At 68.0% G+C, this 17,835-nt stretch carries 18 protein-coding genes; 7 read left to right on the forward strand and 11 right to left on the reverse strand.

The window, feature by feature from the left end; genetic code table 11:
- Positions 1-2 precede the first annotated feature (2 nt).
- The 7 genes from OG226_RS48370 to OG226_RS48400 all read right to left on the reverse strand — a co-directional run bounded on the left by OG226_RS48370 (position 3) and on the right by OG226_RS48400 (position 6,086).
- Positions 3-830, reverse strand: coding sequence for a hypothetical protein (locus OG226_RS48370; protein WP_329352812.1), 828 nt, complete (start codon positions 828-830; stop codon positions 3-5).
- On the reverse strand, positions 827-2,278 hold the full coding sequence (locus tag OG226_RS48375) for a cation:proton antiporter (protein WP_329352813.1): 1,452 nt from the start codon (positions 2,276-2,278) through the stop codon (positions 827-829). Before OG226_RS48375 ends, OG226_RS48370 begins: the two co-directional genes overlap by 4 nt.
- Entirely contained in the window at positions 2,275-3,273 is a 999-nt protein-coding gene (locus OG226_RS48380; protein WP_329352814.1) for a Gfo/Idh/MocA family protein, read from the reverse strand. The genes OG226_RS48375 and OG226_RS48380 overlap by 4 nt, the downstream gene beginning before the upstream one ends.
- Positions 3,270-4,124 (reverse strand): HAD family hydrolase, encoded by an 855-nt coding sequence (locus OG226_RS48385; protein WP_329352815.1) that lies wholly within the window; start codon positions 4,122-4,124, stop codon positions 3,270-3,272. The genes OG226_RS48380 and OG226_RS48385 overlap by 4 nt, the downstream gene beginning before the upstream one ends.
- Positions 4,121-4,591 (reverse strand): hypothetical protein, encoded by a 471-nt coding sequence (locus tag OG226_RS48390; RefSeq protein WP_329352816.1) that lies wholly within the window; start codon positions 4,589-4,591, stop codon positions 4,121-4,123. The genes OG226_RS48385 and OG226_RS48390 overlap by 4 nt, the downstream gene beginning before the upstream one ends.
- Positions 4,592-4,666: 75 nt before the next feature.
- Entirely contained in the window at positions 4,667-5,236 is a 570-nt protein-coding gene (locus OG226_RS48395; RefSeq protein WP_329352817.1) for an NUDIX domain-containing protein, read from the reverse strand.
- Between the two features lie 31 nt (positions 5,237-5,267).
- Positions 5,268-6,086, reverse strand: a complete 819-nt coding sequence (locus tag OG226_RS48400) for a hypothetical protein (RefSeq protein ID WP_329352818.1) — start codon at positions 6,084-6,086, stop codon at positions 5,268-5,270.
- Between the two features lie 281 nt (positions 6,087-6,367).
- On the opposite strand from OG226_RS48400, the gene OG226_RS48405 reads away from it, so the two are divergent.
- The 3 genes from OG226_RS48405 (at position 6,368) to OG226_RS48415 (ending at position 10,058) form a co-directional block, all read left to right on the forward strand.
- Positions 6,368-6,841: a CYTH domain-containing protein gene (locus tag OG226_RS48405; protein WP_328685893.1), complete on the forward strand. Its 474-nt coding sequence runs from the start codon at positions 6,368-6,370 to the stop codon at positions 6,839-6,841.
- A gap of 65 nt (positions 6,842-6,906) precedes the next feature.
- Positions 6,907-8,349, forward strand: a complete 1,443-nt coding sequence (locus OG226_RS48410; protein WP_329352819.1) for a M1 family metallopeptidase — start codon at positions 6,907-6,909, stop codon at positions 8,347-8,349.
- 122 nt (positions 8,350-8,471) lie between these two features.
- A complete protein-coding gene (locus OG226_RS48415; protein ID WP_328685895.1) occupies positions 8,472-10,058 on the forward strand; it encodes a purple acid phosphatase family protein in 1,587 nt (528 codons plus the stop codon).
- 81 nt (positions 10,059-10,139) lie between these two features.
- Here OG226_RS48415 and OG226_RS48420 read toward each other — a convergent pair whose 3' ends face one another.
- Positions 10,140-11,357 (reverse strand): MFS transporter, encoded by a 1,218-nt coding sequence (locus OG226_RS48420; protein ID WP_328685896.1) that lies wholly within the window; start codon positions 11,355-11,357, stop codon positions 10,140-10,142.
- A 502-nt stretch (positions 11,358-11,859) separates the two neighbouring features.
- Here OG226_RS48420 and OG226_RS48425 point away from each other — a divergent pair.
- The gene (locus OG226_RS48425; protein WP_328685897.1) at positions 11,860-12,450 is read left to right on the forward strand and encodes an NADPH-dependent FMN reductase; all 591 of its coding nucleotides are present in this window, start codon (positions 11,860-11,862) and stop codon (positions 12,448-12,450) included.
- A gap of 4 nt (positions 12,451-12,454) precedes the next feature.
- Here the strand turns inward: OG226_RS48425 and hisG are convergent, their stop codons facing one another.
- Genes hisG through OG226_RS48440 form a run of 3 tightly spaced genes read right to left on the reverse strand, consistent with a single transcriptional unit; the run spans position 12,455 to position 14,795 of the window.
- On the reverse strand, positions 12,455-13,342 hold the full coding sequence (gene hisG, locus OG226_RS48430; RefSeq protein ID WP_328685898.1) for an ATP phosphoribosyltransferase: 888 nt from the start codon (positions 13,340-13,342) through the stop codon (positions 12,455-12,457).
- A 9-nt stretch (positions 13,343-13,351) separates the two neighbouring features.
- Complete coding sequence (locus OG226_RS48435; RefSeq protein WP_329352820.1) at positions 13,352-14,053, reverse strand: SDR family oxidoreductase; 702 nt, start codon at positions 14,051-14,053, stop codon at positions 13,352-13,354.
- On the reverse strand, positions 14,040-14,795 hold the full coding sequence (locus tag OG226_RS48440) for a phosphoribosylaminoimidazolesuccinocarboxamide synthase (RefSeq protein WP_329352821.1): 756 nt from the start codon (positions 14,793-14,795) through the stop codon (positions 14,040-14,042). Before OG226_RS48440 ends, OG226_RS48435 begins: the two co-directional genes overlap by 14 nt.
- A gap of 382 nt (positions 14,796-15,177) precedes the next feature.
- On the opposite strand from OG226_RS48440, the gene priA reads away from it, so the two are divergent.
- Genes priA through OG226_RS48455 form a run of 3 tightly spaced genes read left to right on the forward strand, consistent with a single transcriptional unit; the run spans position 15,178 to position 17,830 of the window.
- A complete protein-coding gene (gene priA, locus OG226_RS48445; protein WP_329352822.1) occupies positions 15,178-15,951 on the forward strand; it encodes a bifunctional 1-(5-phosphoribosyl)-5-((5-phosphoribosylamino)methylideneamino)imidazole-4-carboxamide isomerase/phosphoribosylanthranilate isomerase PriA in 774 nt (257 codons plus the stop codon).
- A 45-nt stretch (positions 15,952-15,996) separates the two neighbouring features.
- Positions 15,997-16,947, forward strand: a complete 951-nt coding sequence (locus OG226_RS48450) for a 2OG-Fe(II) oxygenase family protein (protein WP_329352823.1) — start codon at positions 15,997-15,999, stop codon at positions 16,945-16,947.
- 37 nt (positions 16,948-16,984) lie between these two features.
- Entirely contained in the window at positions 16,985-17,830 is an 846-nt protein-coding gene (locus OG226_RS48455; RefSeq protein ID WP_329352824.1) for a TauD/TfdA family dioxygenase, read from the forward strand.
- Positions 17,831-17,835 lie beyond the last annotated feature (5 nt).

A 17,835-nucleotide genomic window follows, 5' to 3' on the forward strand; every position in this document is an offset into this window, starting at 1 on the left:
TGTCAACGGCCGCCCATCCCCAACGCGGTCCCCGCGCGCTGGTACTTGATGTCCGACGTGATCCGCGTGTCGAAACGGTCACACAATTCGGTGGAGAGCACCTTGATCAGCTGAACCACACGGGGGTCTTGAGCGATCTCCTCGCTGATCCGCGGGTAGATCGCCAACTCCACCTCGCTGACGGGCCGGCGATCACGCTCCTCGGACGGCAGCCGCAGATTCGTGACGAACGCACGGTCGATGCTGCACCGCAGGGCGTCCTGCTGGTCGAGCCAGACGAAGAACGTGTACCGGTAGTCGTCCAGACGCACGGTCGGCACCAGTTCGTTGCGTGGGATGCCGTACTCCCGCTCCAGGAACAGTCCGGGATGGTCGATGTCGGTGCGGGCGAGCAGCCGCCGTACGATCGCCACCGCCTCGGGGGAGTCCGGCGCCGCCTGGATGGTGACCTTCTCCTCGCCGTCGAAGACATAGCGGTGGTCACGCCTGACGTTGTGATCGTCCTGCGCGGCCTTGAAGGCGCAGAACGCGTGGGTGATCTTGTTGCAGGACGTTCGCAGCAGAGCGCCGGTGCGCAGGATCCGGAAGTCCTCGGTGTCGTAGTAGATGGCGGTATTGAGCGGGGGAGCGGTGCGCGCCTCGGCCTTCTCCGCGATCCGCGCTCCGGGGACCAGGTCGCCGATCCTCGCCGTCATGTCGTCGAGCCAGCCGTAGTAGTCGTCGTTGGAGACGGAGTCCATCTCGATCTTCACCGCGAGCTGGTTGAAGACGACGAAGTCTCCGGAGCGCTGGTAGACGGCCTTGTCCTCGGGCATTTTCGGATCGATCACGGCTGGTGCTCCTTCGGATGGGGGGCCGTCGTCGGCCGGTGACCGGGGTGCGATGCGTCGTCCGGCGTCAACTGCTGGGCTGTGGACGGGTCTTGCGCGTCCCTGTCGGTCAGTTCCAGGCCGCGGGCCACTGCCCGGCCCAGCCACTGGCCCGCCACATAGGAGGTGATGACGGACAGCAGGACGAGTACGGTGAAGAAGTTCTGGTCGATGACGCCGGCGGCATAGGTGACCGAGGCCAGGACGATGCCGGGCCCCCCGCGTGCGTTCATCACCACGGCCAGGTTCACGGCTGTGGCCTGCCGTTCACCTGCCAGGCGTGCGCCCAGCCACACACTGAAGGACTTCGCCACGCATGCCAGGGCCAGGAACCAGCAGAAGAACAGCGCGTCGAAGTGGTGGGACAGGTCGAGCTGGAGGCCCACCCGGGCGAAGTAGAGCGGAACGAACACCGCCAGCGCGAAGGAGCGCAGTGTGTCCGTCGCCTCCTGCTCGTCCGTGGCCGCGGTGGACGCCGCACCGGGAGTGATGTCCCCATGGGGGACCGGGATGTTCGCCCGCGAGACGCACATTCCTGATGCCAGGGCACCGAAGACCGGATCGATGCCGAGCCCGCAGCACACGGAGCACAGGACCAGGACGAACACCAGCCGGTGGGCCGGAGAGCTGCGTCGTGCGACGGGGTTCGCGCGGGCGGCCGCCAGACGGGAGTACAGCCCAGGACCCCACCGGCACACGACGGCGAGGAAGACCACGGGAACGACGGCGTAGTACGCGTAGGTCACAGCGGGTGGTGCCGTCCCGTCGCCGACCAGTCGCCACACCGGGACGCCGGAGCCGTCGGACTGCGCGAAACCGAGGACGACGGCCAGCACGGTGTACAGGACGACGTCCTCGGCGATGGCGACCGCCAGCACGATCCGGGCGAACAGTGAACCGAGGATGCCCAGGTCGAGCATGATGCGGGAGATCACGGGCACGCTGGTGACCGCGATCGCCATCCCGAAGACCAGCGTCAGGGTGGCGGGGGAGCCGTTGGGGCCGGACAGACCCGCCAGGTCGGCCATGTGCGCCATGCCCAGCCCGACGGCGAAAGGCAGGGCCAGACCGGTGACGGTGACCATGGTGACCGTGCGCCGTTCGCTGCCGCCGTCCGTGCGGCGGAGATCCGTCCCGGTGAAATGGACGAGGAGCAGCAGGCCGAGGGTGGAGAGACCGCCCAGTGTGTCGGCGACCGGTCCGCGCGTGGGCAGCAGCCAGCGCTGCGCGTCGGGTGCTGCCAGGCCCAGGGCCATCGGGCCGAGGAGCACGCCACCGAGGATCTCTCCGATCACCTGGGGCTGCCGTAGGCGCGCGAAGATCCAGCCGACGGTGTGCGCCGCGATCAGGAGCGCTGCCAGCGCGCACAGCAGGTGGGCGGTGGCGCTGGTCGTGGCCGGCACGCTCACGCCTCGTTCCGGAGCGTGGCCACCGCGAGAGCGGCATGAGCCGTGCGCAGGGCCAGGAGCCCGTCGTCGAACGTCGCTCTGGTGTTGCTGCGGTCATCGTCGTCGAGCCCTGTGTAGGGGTTCATCCTGTCGGGCGCTGCCAGCCGCTGCACCGACCTCGATCCGGTCTTCAACGTCAGTGTCGCCGATCCGTCGGTGGGGTCGGCCGTGACCCGCAGGATTCCCTTGCCGCCGGTGAAGACCAGTTGAAGGGAGCGTTCGGGACAGACCCGGGATGCCATCACCCGGACGCGCGTCGCCCGGCCGAACGCCGTCAGTTCCACCTGTGCCATATCGTCCACCTCGACGACGCTCCGACCGTGCGGGCCGTGCCGTATGTCCGACAACCTGTGCGTCCAGGCCGAACTGACGTCCCATGCGGACACCCCTGTCATCCAGCGCAGCAGATCGAAGAGGTGAGGGGCCAGCTCCATGAGAGCACCGCCCTCGCCGAGGCGCTGCCGCCACGACCAGCGGGTGCCGGGACCGAGATGGGAGTCGTCATGGAGCGCCATGTCCACGGCGAGGATCTCGCCGATGTCCGCGCGCAGGATCCAGGACCGGGCCTCGCGCAGTGCGTCGTTGTGCCGCCACGGGAACGAGGCGTAGGCGCGGGCGCCGCGGAGCTTTGCCAGCTCGGACAGTCGCAGCGCCGTGGTCCGGTCGGCGGCGAGCGGTGTCTCGCAGACCACCCGTAGGTCCCGGTGCAGTGCCAGGGCGACGACCTCTTCATGGGCGCGGGGCGGCGTGGCCACCACGACCATGTCGACGTCCTCCCGCTTGACCAGGGAAAGCGCGTCCGCGGTGACTTCGGCACCGGGATGGTCGGAGGCCAACCGGACGGCGGCCTGCTCATCCGTGTCGTAGGCGACGCCGACGAGGGTGAGGCCGGGGGCCGCCGCGAGCCAGTGGGCGTGCGTCGCCGCTCGCCGGGTACCGATGAGTGCGACGTTCATCGGGCTTGGTCCTCCAGGGTCTGTTCGGTTGCCGCGGCTCGCGGTGGGGATACGCCGGGCCGGTGTCCGACGAGCTGTTCGAGAAAGCGGGCCACGCCGTCCTCGTCGTGGGAAGCGGTCGTCTCGTGCGCCATCGCGAGCACGTCCGGATGCGCGTTGGCCACTGCCACGGACCGTCCGGCCCAGGCGAGCATGGACAGGTCGTTGGGCATGTCACCGAAGGCGATGGTGTCTCGCGCCGCCACACCGAGCCGTCGCGCGAGCCGGCGCAGTGCAGTGGCCTTCGTGACACCGGCCCGGTTCACCTGGCAGAAGGCGGGTGTGGACACCGTCACGGCGCATGCGCGCGGAAGGATCTCTGCCACGGTGGGGCAGTACTCCAGTGCGCTGCCGTCGGCCTGGACGATCAGCTTGGCGAAGCCGCGTCCGTCGAGTTCGTCCAGGAGGGACACGGCGCGCCGGGCACCCACACACAGTTCGGGCGCCAGGACGAAGTCGTCCTCCAGCAGCAGTTCCAATTCGCGCTCGGCGCCCAGCCGGTGGCCGGGCAGGCCATCCCTGAGCGCCGCCACCGCGGCGCGCACGTCACCGCTCGCGATGGGACGGTAGTCGACGACGGTCTCGTGTATGAAGTCGTAGCAGATCGAACCGTCACCGCACACGGCGATGTCCGCGGAGCCCAGGGTCTGGGCGATCCGCCACACATCGCGCACCGGCCGTCCGGTGGCGATGATGAAGATGTGGCCCGCCGCGCGCACGGCGGAGACGGCCGCCCGGGTGCGGGCCGAGACGCGGCCACGCGAGTCGAGCAGGGTGCCGTCGAGGTCGGAGACGATGAGGAGAGGCGTCACCGGGTGGGCTCCTTTGCGGTCCCTGGCACTTCTCCTGCGTCAGGAGTCGGGCGGACGGGGAGATCAACGTCCACGGCGGTCAGTTCTTCATGGCTGTAGGAGAACCGGACGTGGGCGCGGCGGTTCTGCCGTTGCCCGTGCCGGTCTTCGCGCAGGTGGAGCCAGAGCCACCCGGCGTCAGGGTCGAGGGAGATGCCGGCCGTGGGCGAGAACTCGTCGACGGGCGCGAGGGCGTATCCGACGAGCCGCCCTGCGGCGGACGGAGGCAGGTCCTTGATGACGACGTCGGTCACCCAGTCCCGGACGTCGGTGTTCACCTCGATTGTGGTGAGGAGGTCGTCGTACTCCTCAGGCTGCCCGGTGCTCCGCGCACAACGGACGTGCAGGACGCCTGCGTCGTGGTGCCAGTCGACTCTGGGAGATGACGCGGGCGACGCTGCCGGTGTGTGGGGGGAAGGGTGTGTCATGTCCACCTGTTCTCACGTGTGCCGAGTCCATGTCCCGACGTGTCTGTCGCGACCACCGCGTGAAAGGCCTGCCTGTCAGTCGCACAGCCGCTGTGCCTGCGCGTGCAGCAGCAGGAGCAGCGTCTTGGCGTCCGCTGTCTCCTCCCGCTGCACGAGTTCGAGTGCGTGCTCCAGTGCGACCTCGATCACGCGAAGGTCCTCTCCCTCGGCCGCCACTCCGCCCCCGGGGCCGACCCGGTCGCCCGGGTCGTAGCCGGCGACGTACAAGTGCGTGCGTTCTTTGCTGAGTTGGGGTGCCAGGTAGACGCGGAAGACAGGCCTCAGCGCACCAACACGGAAGCCGGTCTCCTCCTCGGCCTCGCGCCGCACGGCTTCGGCCGCGCCCTGGCCGTCCAGCAAGCCCCCTGGGACCTCCAGGAGTTGGCCGTCAGGACGGCCGTGCAGCAGTACGGGAAGCCGGAACTGACTGGTGAGTACGACCGTGCCGCGACGTCGGGAGCACAGCAGGACTCCCGCCCGGTCGCCGCGATGAGCGCTCAGCCTGGTCAGTTGCCGTGGTTCGCCGTCCGAACCTGCTATATCGAGGTGGTACTTGGCAAGGGTCAGCCAGTCGTCGGTCATCGTCTCGACGGCACGCAGGCCCACCCGGGGAGGCTCGGGCGAGCCGTGCGTACCGTCAGGAAGGCCGGGCACCGGCGCGGACGTACAGGGCCTGGCGGATGGCGCGCAGCTTGTCCGCCAGTTCGTCGGGCGTGAACATCACGTTCGCGGACTGGGTGTCGGTCGACGGATAAGCCGTGTTGTAGACATTGGAGAATTCCCGCTCGCGCGGCCCGCGCAGCACGAGCGTGCACGTCATCGATTCCGTGGGCAGCACCACCCGGTGGATTCGGTGATACCGCAGGTGATAGGCGTTGCCCTGCTCCTCCACGGACTCGCCGGTCATTTCCAGCGCCGCCTCGTCGACGAACCGATAGAAATTGGCCTGCGTGGAGACACCTGCCTTCTCCGGGCTGTATCGGTACTGCCGCATGTGTGTCACCGCACCGCCGACCGAAGCGGCGTGCTCCGTGCCGTCGGGCCGGCGTGAGAAGTTCTGCGACACCAGGCGACCCGTCAGAATCGTCGACCAGAAGCTGAAACGGTGGTCGTGTATCAGCTCGCCGCGCAGTTCCTCCTCCGTATAGGGAGGGCGCCACGCGTGCAGAGTGAGCCGATATCCGCCGGGAATTCCCGAGTCGACGAGGACGATCTTGTCGAAGTGATTGACGTGCCGGTAGGAGCGTGCCGCGATCTGTTTCAGCGACTCGTCGTCGTCGAGGTAGCCGGACAGTAGATCACCCATGTACGACGGAGCGCCGAGGCGGCGGACGAGGTCGAGGTTCTCGTCCTTTTGCCGGTCGTCGACGGCCTGCGGCAATGCCTTGAGCAGGTTCTCCAGTCCGCGCGGCCCCAGTCCGTCGAGATCTTTTTCTGAGGTGGCTCGCATACCCATCGCACCTTCTCCTGTCGCAGACCCATCCATGAGGGGTCGTTCGTTCGCGGACGCGCATTCGATTGCCGCAGAGCCCCGGAGATTCCGGCCAGGTAGCGAAATCATCAACCCCGGCGTGAATCGTCAACAAGTGCGCCATGGGTCGGACCGTTGGAGGTGCTCGATCGGCTACCCCTGAAAGAGGCGGCACTTTGGTGTATCTGGCGGGGGTCGGAGCCGAAGCCGATCATTGGCACGCCGCCGGGCGATACGGCCTGGGCAAGCGAAAGGATCCGAGCCTCGTGCCCACCGAGATAGAGCGGAAGTTCACAGCACCGGCCGACGGACCCTTCACGGACGTACCGGCGATCCCGGTCGAACAGGGATATCTGGTGCGGGCGGACGGTGCGCACGTACGGATCAGGAAGAGTGGGGGTGCCCACACGCTCACGGTCAAGAAGGGGCGCGGACTCACGAGGCAGGAATTCGAGATCGATATCAGCACGGACGATTTCGACCTACTGTGGCCCGCGACCGAGGGAGCGCGGGTCACCAAGACCCGTCGCCTCGTCCCTCTGTCCGACGGACGGACCGCCTGTGTCGACGAGTTCGCCGCGCAGTTGGCCGGACTGGTCATGGTGGAGGTCGAGTTCAGCACGGAGGACGAGGCGCGACGGTTTCGCCCGCCGGCCTGGTTCGGCACCGAGGTGACCGAGGACGTCCGGTACTCCAACTCCGTTCTCGTCACCGCCGGACGTCCGGTCACGGACCGCTGACGACCGTTTCCTGCTGTCGCCGACGAGCGGACACAGCGGTTGACCCCTCAATGAAAGGAAGACTCATGCCTGCACCAGGTGTGATCACCCGCGTCACCCGTTCCCGGAGGACAAGGACGGCGTCGCGGCATCTGACTTCACTGGCCGTTGCCGTCGTGACGACCTGCCTGATCTCGGCCGCGCCGGCCTCGGCCCCGACCCCTGGTGCTCCGGGCGTCGGCGACCCCTACTTCCCGGGGCTGGGCAACGGCGGGTACGACGTCGCCCACTACGGGCTGGACATCTCCTTCAACCCTTCCAGCGGCCGTCTCGACGGCCGTGCCACCGTCACCGCCCGCGCTGAACAGGACCTGTCCGCCTTCGACTTGGACCTCCAGCAACTCGACGTCACGTCCGTCACGGTCTCCGACCATCGTGCCGGGTTCACCCGAAACGGCGATGAACTCGTCGTGACCCCGGCGCAACCGCTGCGCGCCGGGCACGACTTCACCGTTGCCGTCGTGTACGGCGGCGTCCCGCAGCCGCGGACGGGCCCGATTCTGAGCGGCTCCGACTACGGCTGGCTCAGAACCTCGGACGGCGTTCTGGTGGCGGGCGAGCCCGACTCCGCGTCCACCTGGTTCCCCGGCAGTGACCACCCCTCGGACAAGGCGACGTTCGACCTGCGGATCACCGCTCCGAAGGCTCTGACCGCCGTGTCCAACGGCCGACTGGTGTCCACCACCCGACACGGCGCCACCACGACCACGCACTGGCGTGAGTCCAAGCCCATGGCGACCTACCTCGCCACCGCGGCCATTGGCAACTTCGACGTCCGCACCGGCCGCACACCGGGGGGCATCCCCGAATACGTGGCCATCGACCCGTCCCTGCCCAACACCAACGGCGTGGACGTGTACGGGCTCACCGCAGCCGTCACGGACTACTGGACCTCGCTCTTCGGCCCCTACCCGTTCGAGGAGACGGGAGCCATCGTCGACAACGTGCCACAGGTCAGCTTCTCCCTGGAACTCCAGACGAAGCCCGCCTACTCGCACGAGCTCTACGACACGACTGTTGTGCACGAACTGGCCCACCAGTGGTTCGGCGACGCGGTCTCGGTCAAGCAGTGGAAGGACATCTGGCTCAACGAGGGCTTCGCGACCTACGCGACCTGGCTCTGGGCCGAGCACCAGGGAACCGCCTCGGCGCACGAGTCCTTCCTGGCCGACTACAACTCCCGCCCCGCCGACTCGGCCTTCTGGCAGACCAAGGTCACCGACCCCCAGCGCGACACCCTCTTCAGCTCGCCCGTCTACCATCGCGGTGCGATGACGTTGCAGGTCCTGCGCGAACGGATCGGGGACCACGCCTTCTTCGCCCTGCTGCGCACCTGGTACCTGACACACCGTTACGGAAACGCGAACACCGCACAGTTCGTGTCGCTGGCCGAGAAGATCTCGGGACAGCGGCTGGACGACCTCTTCAGCACCTGGCTGGACACGCCAGGACGGCCACAACTGGGCTGACCGGCAAACGGGTTGGCGTATCGTACCTGGCCATGCCTATCAGACGCCTCATGTTCATTCTCCGTTCGTGATGTGTTCAAGATCTGTTTACCCTGCGGCGGGGCTCGTGGGAGTTTCCCCGGATGAAAACACCACGCAATGGCATCGAGGATCGGCTCGCCGCAGGCATGACCATGGCCGAACAGCACGAGTACCTCCGCACGAAACTGACCCGCCGCAGCCTGGTCCGCGGGGGTGCGGCGGTGGCCGGCGCCCTGGCCGGACCGGGGCTCGGCCTGGCGCCCGCCGCCGCACACGGGCGGCGGGCCGCCGCCATGCCGCTGCTGTACTCCCCGACCGTGGACGGCGCACTGGTCGCCCCCTTCGGCCGCCACCTCGCCTTCGGTTCCGACGCCCGCACCCAGATGCGGATCTCCTGGCAGGTACCGCTTGCCGTGAAACGTCCGTACATCCGCGTCGGCACCGAACCATGGGAACTGAGCCGCAAGATCGAGGCCGAGGTCCGCGTTCTCCACACCCCCGTACTGACCTCGAAGGCGCCGGCCGTGGACCAGTACTACCTGCACGCGGCGCTGGACGGGCTGCGTCCCGGCACCACGTACTACTACGGCGTCGGCCACGACGGCTTCGACCCCGCCTCGCCCCGCGCCTTCGCCACCATCGGCTCCTTCACCACGGCGCCCCCGGACGGACGCCGGGAGAGGTTCGTCTTCACCGCCTTCGGGGACCAGGGCGTCAGCTATCACGCACTGGCCAACGACAGCCTCATCCTCGCCCAGAACCCGGCCTTCCACCTGCACGCCGGTGACATCTGCTACGCCGACACCTCCGGGTCCGGCAGCACGGAGGACACGTACGACGCCCGTGTGTGGGATCAGTTCCTGGCACAGACCGAGAGCGTCGCCTCCCGAGTGCCCTGGATGGTCACCATGGGGAACCACGATATGGAGGCCTGGTACTCACCCAACGGATACGGCGGCCACGAAGCGCGCTTCAGCATGCCCGACAACGGCGCGCGCGGCGCCGACACTCCCGGCTGCTACTCCTTCGTGTACGGCAACGTCGGCGTCGTCGCGCTGGACGCCAACGACGTCGGCGTGGAGATCCCCGCCAACCGCGGCCTCAGCGGCGGAAGCCAGACCGCCTGGCTGGACCGGCGGTTGAGGTCCTTGCGCGCCCGTCCCGAAGTGGACTTCGTCGTCGCCTTCTTCCACTACTGCGCCTACTGCACGACCGCGCACGCCTCCGACGCCGGCATCCGCGACGAGTGGGTCCCCCTGTTCGAACGGCACGAGGTGGACCTGGTCATCAACGGACACAATCACGTGTACGAGCGCACCGACGCCATCAGGCGGGGCGCGGTCTCGCGGCCTGCCCCTGTCGGCTCCACCGTCAGCCCCGAGCGGGACGGCATCGTGTACGTCACCGCGGGCGGTGCGGGCGCCGGCATCTACACCTTCACGGCACCCGAAAGCTACGAGGGACACGTCCATGACGTGGACAGCATCGACACCTACTGCTGGGTGAGTGAGGACTCCAAGGTGGACGAAACGGTGGAGTGGTCACGCGTGCGCTACTCCGGCTATTGCTTCCTGGCGGTGGAGAGCCGTCCGGCACCCACCGGGGGCGAGGCGGAACTCGTGGTCTCGGCACTGGCGGAGAACGGTGAACGCATCGACCACGTCACCCTGGTACGCACCGTCTCCTGACCGTACGACCCGGTCGACGTCCCCTGGACGGAACCGAGTCGCCGGGGCGCCGACCGTACGGGCGCGGCGCCCCGGCAAGCGTCAACGCAGTGCTTCCTGCACCGCGGGTACCTCCGCGAGAGAACCCCGGCGCGCTGCTCGGCCCAAGGTCAGCGCGATGAGCGCGGCGGTGAGTCCCGCCAGCACGGGAAGGCCGAAGCAGGCGCGCAGACCGCCCTGTTGTACGGCCCAGCCGGCCAAGTAGGCGCCCAGGGCGTTGCCTGCCGTGACGGCGGTGGCCATCCAGGCGAACGCCTCCGTGGCCGTGCCGCTCGGCACGCAGTCGCTTATCACGGTGAAGCCGCACGCCATGATGGGCGACAGGAACAGCCCGGCCCAGGCCGTCAGTACCAGCGCCATGACCGGGTGGGGGATGCTGATGAGGAGGGCGAAGCCCAACGTGCCGCCGGACATCAGCCAGGGCAGCCGCCGCGTCGGGGGAATCCGCCAGCGCAGCAGGCCGTAGCACAGGCCGCCCACCATCGACCCGCCGGCGAAGGTGCCCAGAAGGATGCCGGACAGCCCCGGCCGCCCGACGTGCTCTTCGTAGGCGACCATGCCGATGTTCATCGCTCCGAGTCCGACCCCGACCCCGACCATGGCCAGTACGAAGCGCCGCAGCACGTTCGACCTCAACGGACCTGCCCAGTCGGGCTGTTGAGGTCGCCCGCGCCAGTTGCGCACCACCTGGTGGGGCAGGGCGTACGTCGCGGTTCCGGTGAGCATGAGCACCGCTGTCAGCAGCAACGCCACGCCCCGGCCCGCCAGTTCGCCCACCAGCACGATCAGCAGGGGACCCGCGATGAAGATGATCTCCTGTAGGGCCGCGTCGAGCGCGTAGGCGGTGGCGATCATTTCGGGACCGCTCAGCACCTTGGGCCACAGACTGCGCAGGCACGGTTCCAGTGGCGGTGCCAGCACTCCCGCGAGCGCTACGGCCGCGAGCGCGCCCTGGCGGTTCTCGGCGCCCACGCCGACGAGCAGGGCATACCCGGTGCCGGAGCCCAACGCGCCCGCGCACAGCACCGGCACCTGCCCGAACCGGTCGACGGCCCGGCCCAGCAGCGGCCCGCCGACGGCGAGGGAGAGTTGGAAGACGGCCACCACCAGTCCGATGAAGCCGAATCCGTGGTGATGCGACCTCAGGAAGAGGGTGATACCCAGCGGAGCCATCCCGTTCGGCACTCGGCCGAGGAAATTGGCGGCGAACAGGGACGGCACCCGGGACTGGGCGAAGAATGTCCGATAAGCGGCGAGCATGAGCGCAACTCCTTTCGACGTCATGGAGCTGGACGAGGCAGCAGAAAACGTCGGGTCACCATGTCGGCCCGACGTCCGTGAGAAAAACGTGTGTAGCCGCTGCCCTGTACGTACGGCGGCATTGCTTCAAAGGGAGAGTAAAAGGGAGGGCGGAGAGGAAAGGAAGCTTTCGGCTTTCTCGGGACCGCTGATCGGCTGTTGATGAATTACTGATCGATGCTTCGTACGCTGCTTGACGGAAGCGGGTGTCCGTTGGACGACTCAGGACGGAGGACTTTGTGTCATCTGAGGAAAGCCGGCGACGGTTCGTCCCGTACGAACCGCTTCACGCGGGAGCGGACGAAGTGGTGGTCCACCGGAGCGCGAGCCCGGAAGTCCCTTGCTGTTCGTCCGTGGAGATTCCCCCCTCGAACACCCGCACCGGCCAAGACCCTGGCCCGTCGAAGCCGGTGCGGGGTACGACCTGGACCGGCACCGAACTCTTCTACGGACCGGTGCGCTGATGGACCGCCGGCTGGCCGTACTCGGCCTCGGCGGCAGCACCCGCGAGGGCTCCGGGGCGGAGATGCTGCTGAGCAGGACGCTCGGCGTCGCGCGCGAAGCGGGGATGAGGGCCGAACTGTTCTCCCTCGGCCGCCATGACGTGCCGGTCTTCCGCGAGTCCCTGCTGGTCGATCCGCCTCCGGTGGTGGCGGATCTGCTGGCTGCGGTCCGGGAGGCGGACGCGATCGTCTTCTGTAGCCCCGTCTACCACGGCACACTCACCGGGGCCATGAAGAACGCCGTCGACCACCTCCAGGCACTTGCGGGCGACGAGCGGCCCTGGCTCACCGGGAAGGTCGCCGGACTGATGGCCGTCGGCGGCAATGCCATAGGCGGTGCCAACGCCATCAGCGCGATGGACCACTTCTGCCGCGCCCTTTACGCGACCACCGTGCCGACGGCAGTGGTCGCCGCAGGCGAACCACTGGCTCCCGGCGATCCGCGCTCGGACGGGACGCTGGAGGAGCGAGTGGGACGCATGGTCCGTGAACTCGCCGTACACGCACGGGCGTCGGCGGCCGCGATGGCGGACAGCCTCCGCGGGACGTGACGACTCACCTCGGGGCAGACACGGTCTTGAGCACGTCGGACTCGGTGACCTCCATCGCGCCGGCTCTGAGGATGGCGTCCGTGACCGTCACCAGTTCGGTCACCGGTGCCAGGCCCTGGAGCACGATGATGTCGGCGTCGACCAGGTCCACTCCCGCCCGCCATGACCCGACGGGCATGAGGGGCGCCACTGCGGACAGCTTCTGAACCGGGACCCGCGACGTGATCAGGACACGGGATTTGCCGGGGCCCGCCGCGCTCAACCGGTGCACCACACTGCGGATGTGTTCGCGCTTGCCCTCGTCGGAGAGGGACGCGGGGCAGGCGATGACCTGGGGCGCGCAGGTGCGGATGGTTTGCAGGATTCGAAGCCCGTTGCGCCGTAGGGAGTCACCTGTCTCCACGACGTCTATCACCGCGTCGGCCAGCTCGGGGATCTTGGCCTCGGTGGCCCCGTAGGACCTCACCATGTGTACGGTCAGGCCGATGTCGAGGAAGAACTTCCGCCCCAGGTTGACGTACTCCGACGCCACCCGTGTACCGCTCGCCAACTCCCCGGCGTGCGTTGCCGGGTGCCCCGCCGGAACGGCGAGGACGATCCGCCAGGGCGCGTCCGTCAGCTTGGAGTAGGTGAACGACTCCAGCGTCTCGACCTTCGCCGCCGCCTCCTCGATCCAGTCCGCGCCGGTCAGACCGAAGTCGAATGATCCGCTCTCCACCACGAGTGGGATCTCGCGCGGCTTGTAGAAGGCCACCTCGATGCCGCCGCCGTACTCGATGCTGCCGCGGTAGGTGTGGGGCGAGCTGCGCCGTACCTCCAGACCTGCCGTGGCGAACAGGTCCAGTGTGCGCTCCTCCAGGGAAGAGCCCTTGGGCAGAGCTAGGGAGAGCATGCGTTCTCCTCAGACGTAAAGCAGCCGGTCGATGCCGGTGACGGAAGCCCGCAGCGGGCTGGCGGGCCTGATCTCGATCTGTCCCACGGTCATGTCGTGCGGAAGGTCGATGACCGATGCGACGCAGCGGGCGATCGAGTCGACGGACATCTTGTGCGCGGAGTTGTCGCCGTCCAGGTTGGCGATGGCACCGGGGGAGACCAGACAGGCGCGGACGCCGTGCGGGCGTTCCTCCAGGAGAAGGGTCTCGACGAAGGCGCCCAGTGCCGCCTTGGCCGCGCTGTACGCGGCGCCCCCTTCGAAATAGTGCGTCCCGGCGTGGCTCCCCATGAAGACGAACTGACCGCGGCTGGCTCGTACGGCCGGCAGCAGAAGGCGCGTGAGGTGGAAGTGGGAGCTGAGATTGACTGCCAGGGTGCGTTCCCAGTCGTCGGCGTCCATCGAGGAGATCGGCTCCAGCGCGCGGTCGACGGCGTTGAATACGCAGACGTCCACGCGGCCGGCCTCCGCGAGTACCCGATCGACGGCGAGGCGGATCTGATCGGCGTCCGCGAGGTCGCAGGAGACCTCGTTGAGCCAGCCCTCGCCGAGGGCCGTGCGGTTGAGGCCGAAGACGCGGTATCCACGGGCTTTGAGCTCGGCGGCGATGCTTCTGCCGCTGCCTCGGTTCGCCCCGGTCACCACGGCGACGGGGGCGTCAGCCGAGTTCATCGAGCAGCCTCCGCCAAGCACTGATGATCTCCCCGTGTCCGGCTCCCCTGCGGAAGAGGTCCTTGTCGAGGGAGGAGCCATCGGAATGCCGTAGCCGCATGCAGTCCTGGGACACCTCGGAAATGAGGACGAGTTCCCCATCGGGCGACATGCCGAAGATGAGGCAGAAGTCCCAGACCTCCACGGGACGCAGCCATGAACCGAGCGACTTGTTCACCCTGAGAGCCAGCTGGGCCATCTCGTCCACGGGCAGCTCCAGCGCGCGCAGATAGTCCTCCGCGATCGGCTGGTCCTCAGGGTCGGTCCGGTAGTCGAACTTCACGACGGGCCGTGGCAGCACCTGTTCCGGCGTGAACAGACCGGGGTACTTGACGAGGGTGGATCCCACCGCGCGGTTCTTCACGATCACCTCGAACGGCGGCGCGGGGCAGTACTCGGCCAGATAGCAGATGGGTGACACCCGCCTGGAGAACGCCGTTCGCACACCGTCCGCGGCCAGTCGGGCAGCCGCCCGTTCGTAGAAATCGAGACGTAACGGCCCGGTGTCGGCCACCATTTCATCCCGGTTGAAGGTGAAACTGCGGATGCTCGGAATGATCTCGATCAGGCACAGATCGTCGGGCAGCAGCCACAGTTTCTTGCTCTTGCCCTCGATGTCGGGCTCCCGCCGCTCGCGCAGAGCCAGAAGTTCGTCGTCCGACATGTCTCCCGAGCGCATTCCGGGAACAATGGCGCTGGACATGATTCTCCTTTGAATCGTGAACGTCATCCGGTCTGTTGCTGGAATCGACCGGGTTCCGTGGGCGCTGATCGGGCCCAGCCTCTGGACAGGCAAGAAGGCTGCGCCCTTTTGACGGTCCACGCACTGTCGCGCGGCGTCAAGAGGGAGGGCAGGCGGACGAAAGTGGTAGCCGTTCGTTTACCTCGCCGTCCGGGGTCGCATGTAATATCGTCCGGTGAGCACGGCGCAATTCGACGACCCTAAGCCTTTTATTTCTCCGGTGTATTCGTCGCCGAATCAAGAGGAAAGGCCGTCCTCGAAATCGAGTCGCCGAGCACGGTCCTGAGAACTCCAGCCTCGCCGGAAGACACCTGTCCACCGACTGGATCGAGATGCTGCTGCGATGCCGAAACAGCTTGAGTTCTTCCCCGCCGTGGACATCCGTGACGGGCTGGCCGTCCGCCTCGTCCGTGGCGAGTCGGGTACCGAAACGTCGTACGGCTCCCCTCTGCGAGCGGCGCTCGCCTGGCAGCAGGCCGGCGCCCGATGGCTGCATCTGGTCGACCTGGACGCCGCGTTCGGCACCGGATCCAACCGTGAGCTCATCGCCGAGATCGTCGAAACCGTCGACATCGCGGTGGAGTTGTGCGGCGGCATCCGAGACGACGCCACCCTCGCGGCGGCCCTGGCCACCGGCTGTCGGCGGGTGAACCTGGGGACCGCCGCTCTGGAGCACCCCGCCTGGATCGCCCGCGTCATCGCCGAGCACGGCGACAGGATCGCCGTCAGCCTGGACGTGAGCGGCGGCATCCTCAAGGGCCGCGGCTGGACCAGTGACGGAGGTGACCTGTATCAGACCCTGGCCCGCCTGGATGCGGCCGGCTGCGCGCGTTACGTCGTCACCGACATCGGCCGGGACGGCACCATGACGGGCCCCAACCTCGAACTTCTGAGCGCGGTGTGTGCCGCCACGGACCGGGCGGTCGTCGCGTCGGGGGGCGTGGCGACCCTCGACGACCTGCGCGCCCTGACCGCCCTCACCGCGGAAGGCGTCGAAGGAGTGGTCGTCGGCAAAGCCCTGTACGCGGGTGCGTTCACCCTGCCGCAGGCGCTGGCGGCCATCGGCCAGGTCCGGCCGCCGCAGGTCGGACGCCCGTCTCCGCAACCCTCGCGCTGAGTATCCCGATCCCGTTCGAAACCCACCCAAGAAGGGAAATCTCCCATGGACGTGACTCCGATGCCGCTGAGCGGCAAGGTCCCAGTCATCAGGATGGAGCAGATCGAGCAGGATGTGCTCGACGCCGGACCGGAGATCGCGGATCAGCTCGCGAACTGGGGGTTCATGGCAGCCGAGGTGCCCGGCATCGGCGAGAAGGTCGAGCGCATGATGAGCGAGTTCGCCTCGGCCTGTCTCTCGCCCGAACCCCGGCTCTCGGACTACGAGTTCTCCCGTGTCCCGCAGTTGGCCGCCGGCGGAACGCACGGCTACTTCTCCTACCTCTCGGAGATACCGCGACTGGCCGAGGGAGTGCCCGACCCCAAGGAGTTCATCCACGTCAGCGGTGCCATGCTGGAGGACAGGCCGCCGCACGCCGGAGATGTCCTGAGCGCATTCCCCACGTTCGGGGACGCCGCACGTGACGTCTTCGGCCTGGCCTTCAGGACCATTTCGGGCTTCGGTGAGGTCGTCCGCGGCATCATGCCGCCCGGCACCCCGGAGTTCGAGCTCTCCCGCGACGCCACCAACCTCCGGGTCATCTACTACCGCGATGTGAACGGCCGGGAGGTCCTGGCCCACGAGCACTCCGGAATCCAGATGCTGGGGCTGCAACTGCCGTCCTCCGACCAGGGGTTGCAGTACATCCTGCACGACGGCACCTGGGTCGAGCCGGTCATAGCCAAGACGGACATCGTCCTGTGCAACATCGGCCGCATGCTGACGCACGCCTCCTCGGGCCAGTTCCGGCCCTCCACCCACCGTGTCCACTGCTCGAACACCGGGGGCGACTACACCCGGCTGTCGTCCGTGATGTTCGCCTATCCGCCGCACAAGGCGCGGCAGTGGCAGATGGTGGACGGCGAGCTGATGACGCTGGACGCCACCTGGGGCGACTTCATCGCCAAGCGCTTCGAGGGGCTGGGTGGGCAGCAGGCACAGGGATCGACGGACTGAGGCCGTGCTCGTCGGGCCGGACTGCGGGGGTGAGCGGATGAAGTGGACCGAGGCGAGTGTCGTACCGGTTCGCGTGTTCTCCACGGACGAGGTCTCGGACCTCGTCCGCCGGGACGGCGCGGCGGTTCTCACCGGCGTACCCGACGAACGGACGGCGCTCTCCGCGGGACTGCGCAGCCTGGGCACCAAGGGGGTGAGGATCGGCAGGCAGATCGAGGCGACCCAGCGCAACGAGGCGGCCCAGGCCCGGGCCGTCGCAGAACAGCCGTCCGACGACAAGGGCCGTAAACGGGCATTCACCCTGGCCACGGAGCGCATGCCACCGCACAACGACGGTTACGCCTTCGGTGACTTCGCACCGGACCACCTGTTCCTCTGGTGTGAACGCCCCGCCGCAGTCGGGGGAGATTCCTTCCTCGTCGACACCTCGCGCCTCCTCGATCTCTTCGCGGCCGACCCCGACAACGCCGACATGATCCCGTTCTGCTGGAACGTCGCCGTCGACCACTCGGAGCCGAACTACCCGCAGGACCGCCTCCAGCCCTTGGTGCGTCTGACTCCACGCGGGCGCTTCCAGGGGCGCTACCACCCCTACCTCTCCGCCGCGGACGGACCGACGCGGGAGCGGGACCGGACCTTCGTCCGTCGTTGGGAGCACGCGGTCCTGTCCGCGCGCGACCACGGGCCGATGTTCCGGCTGGAAGCCGGCGACCTGCTCTGCATCGACAACTACCGCATGCTGCACGGCAGGGACTCGCACAACGACCCCCGACGACGGCTGTGCGCGATCTGGGGCTGGAGCACGGATGCCGTGAGTCTTCCCGAGGGCGCCCTGGACATCAACGACCCCTGGGCGGCGGCAGCTTCGTCGACGGGCGCCTGATGAGC

Source organism: Streptomyces sp. NBC_01261, assembly GCF_036226385.1.
Lineage (GTDB): Bacteria > Actinomycetota > Actinomycetes > Streptomycetales > Streptomycetaceae > Streptomyces.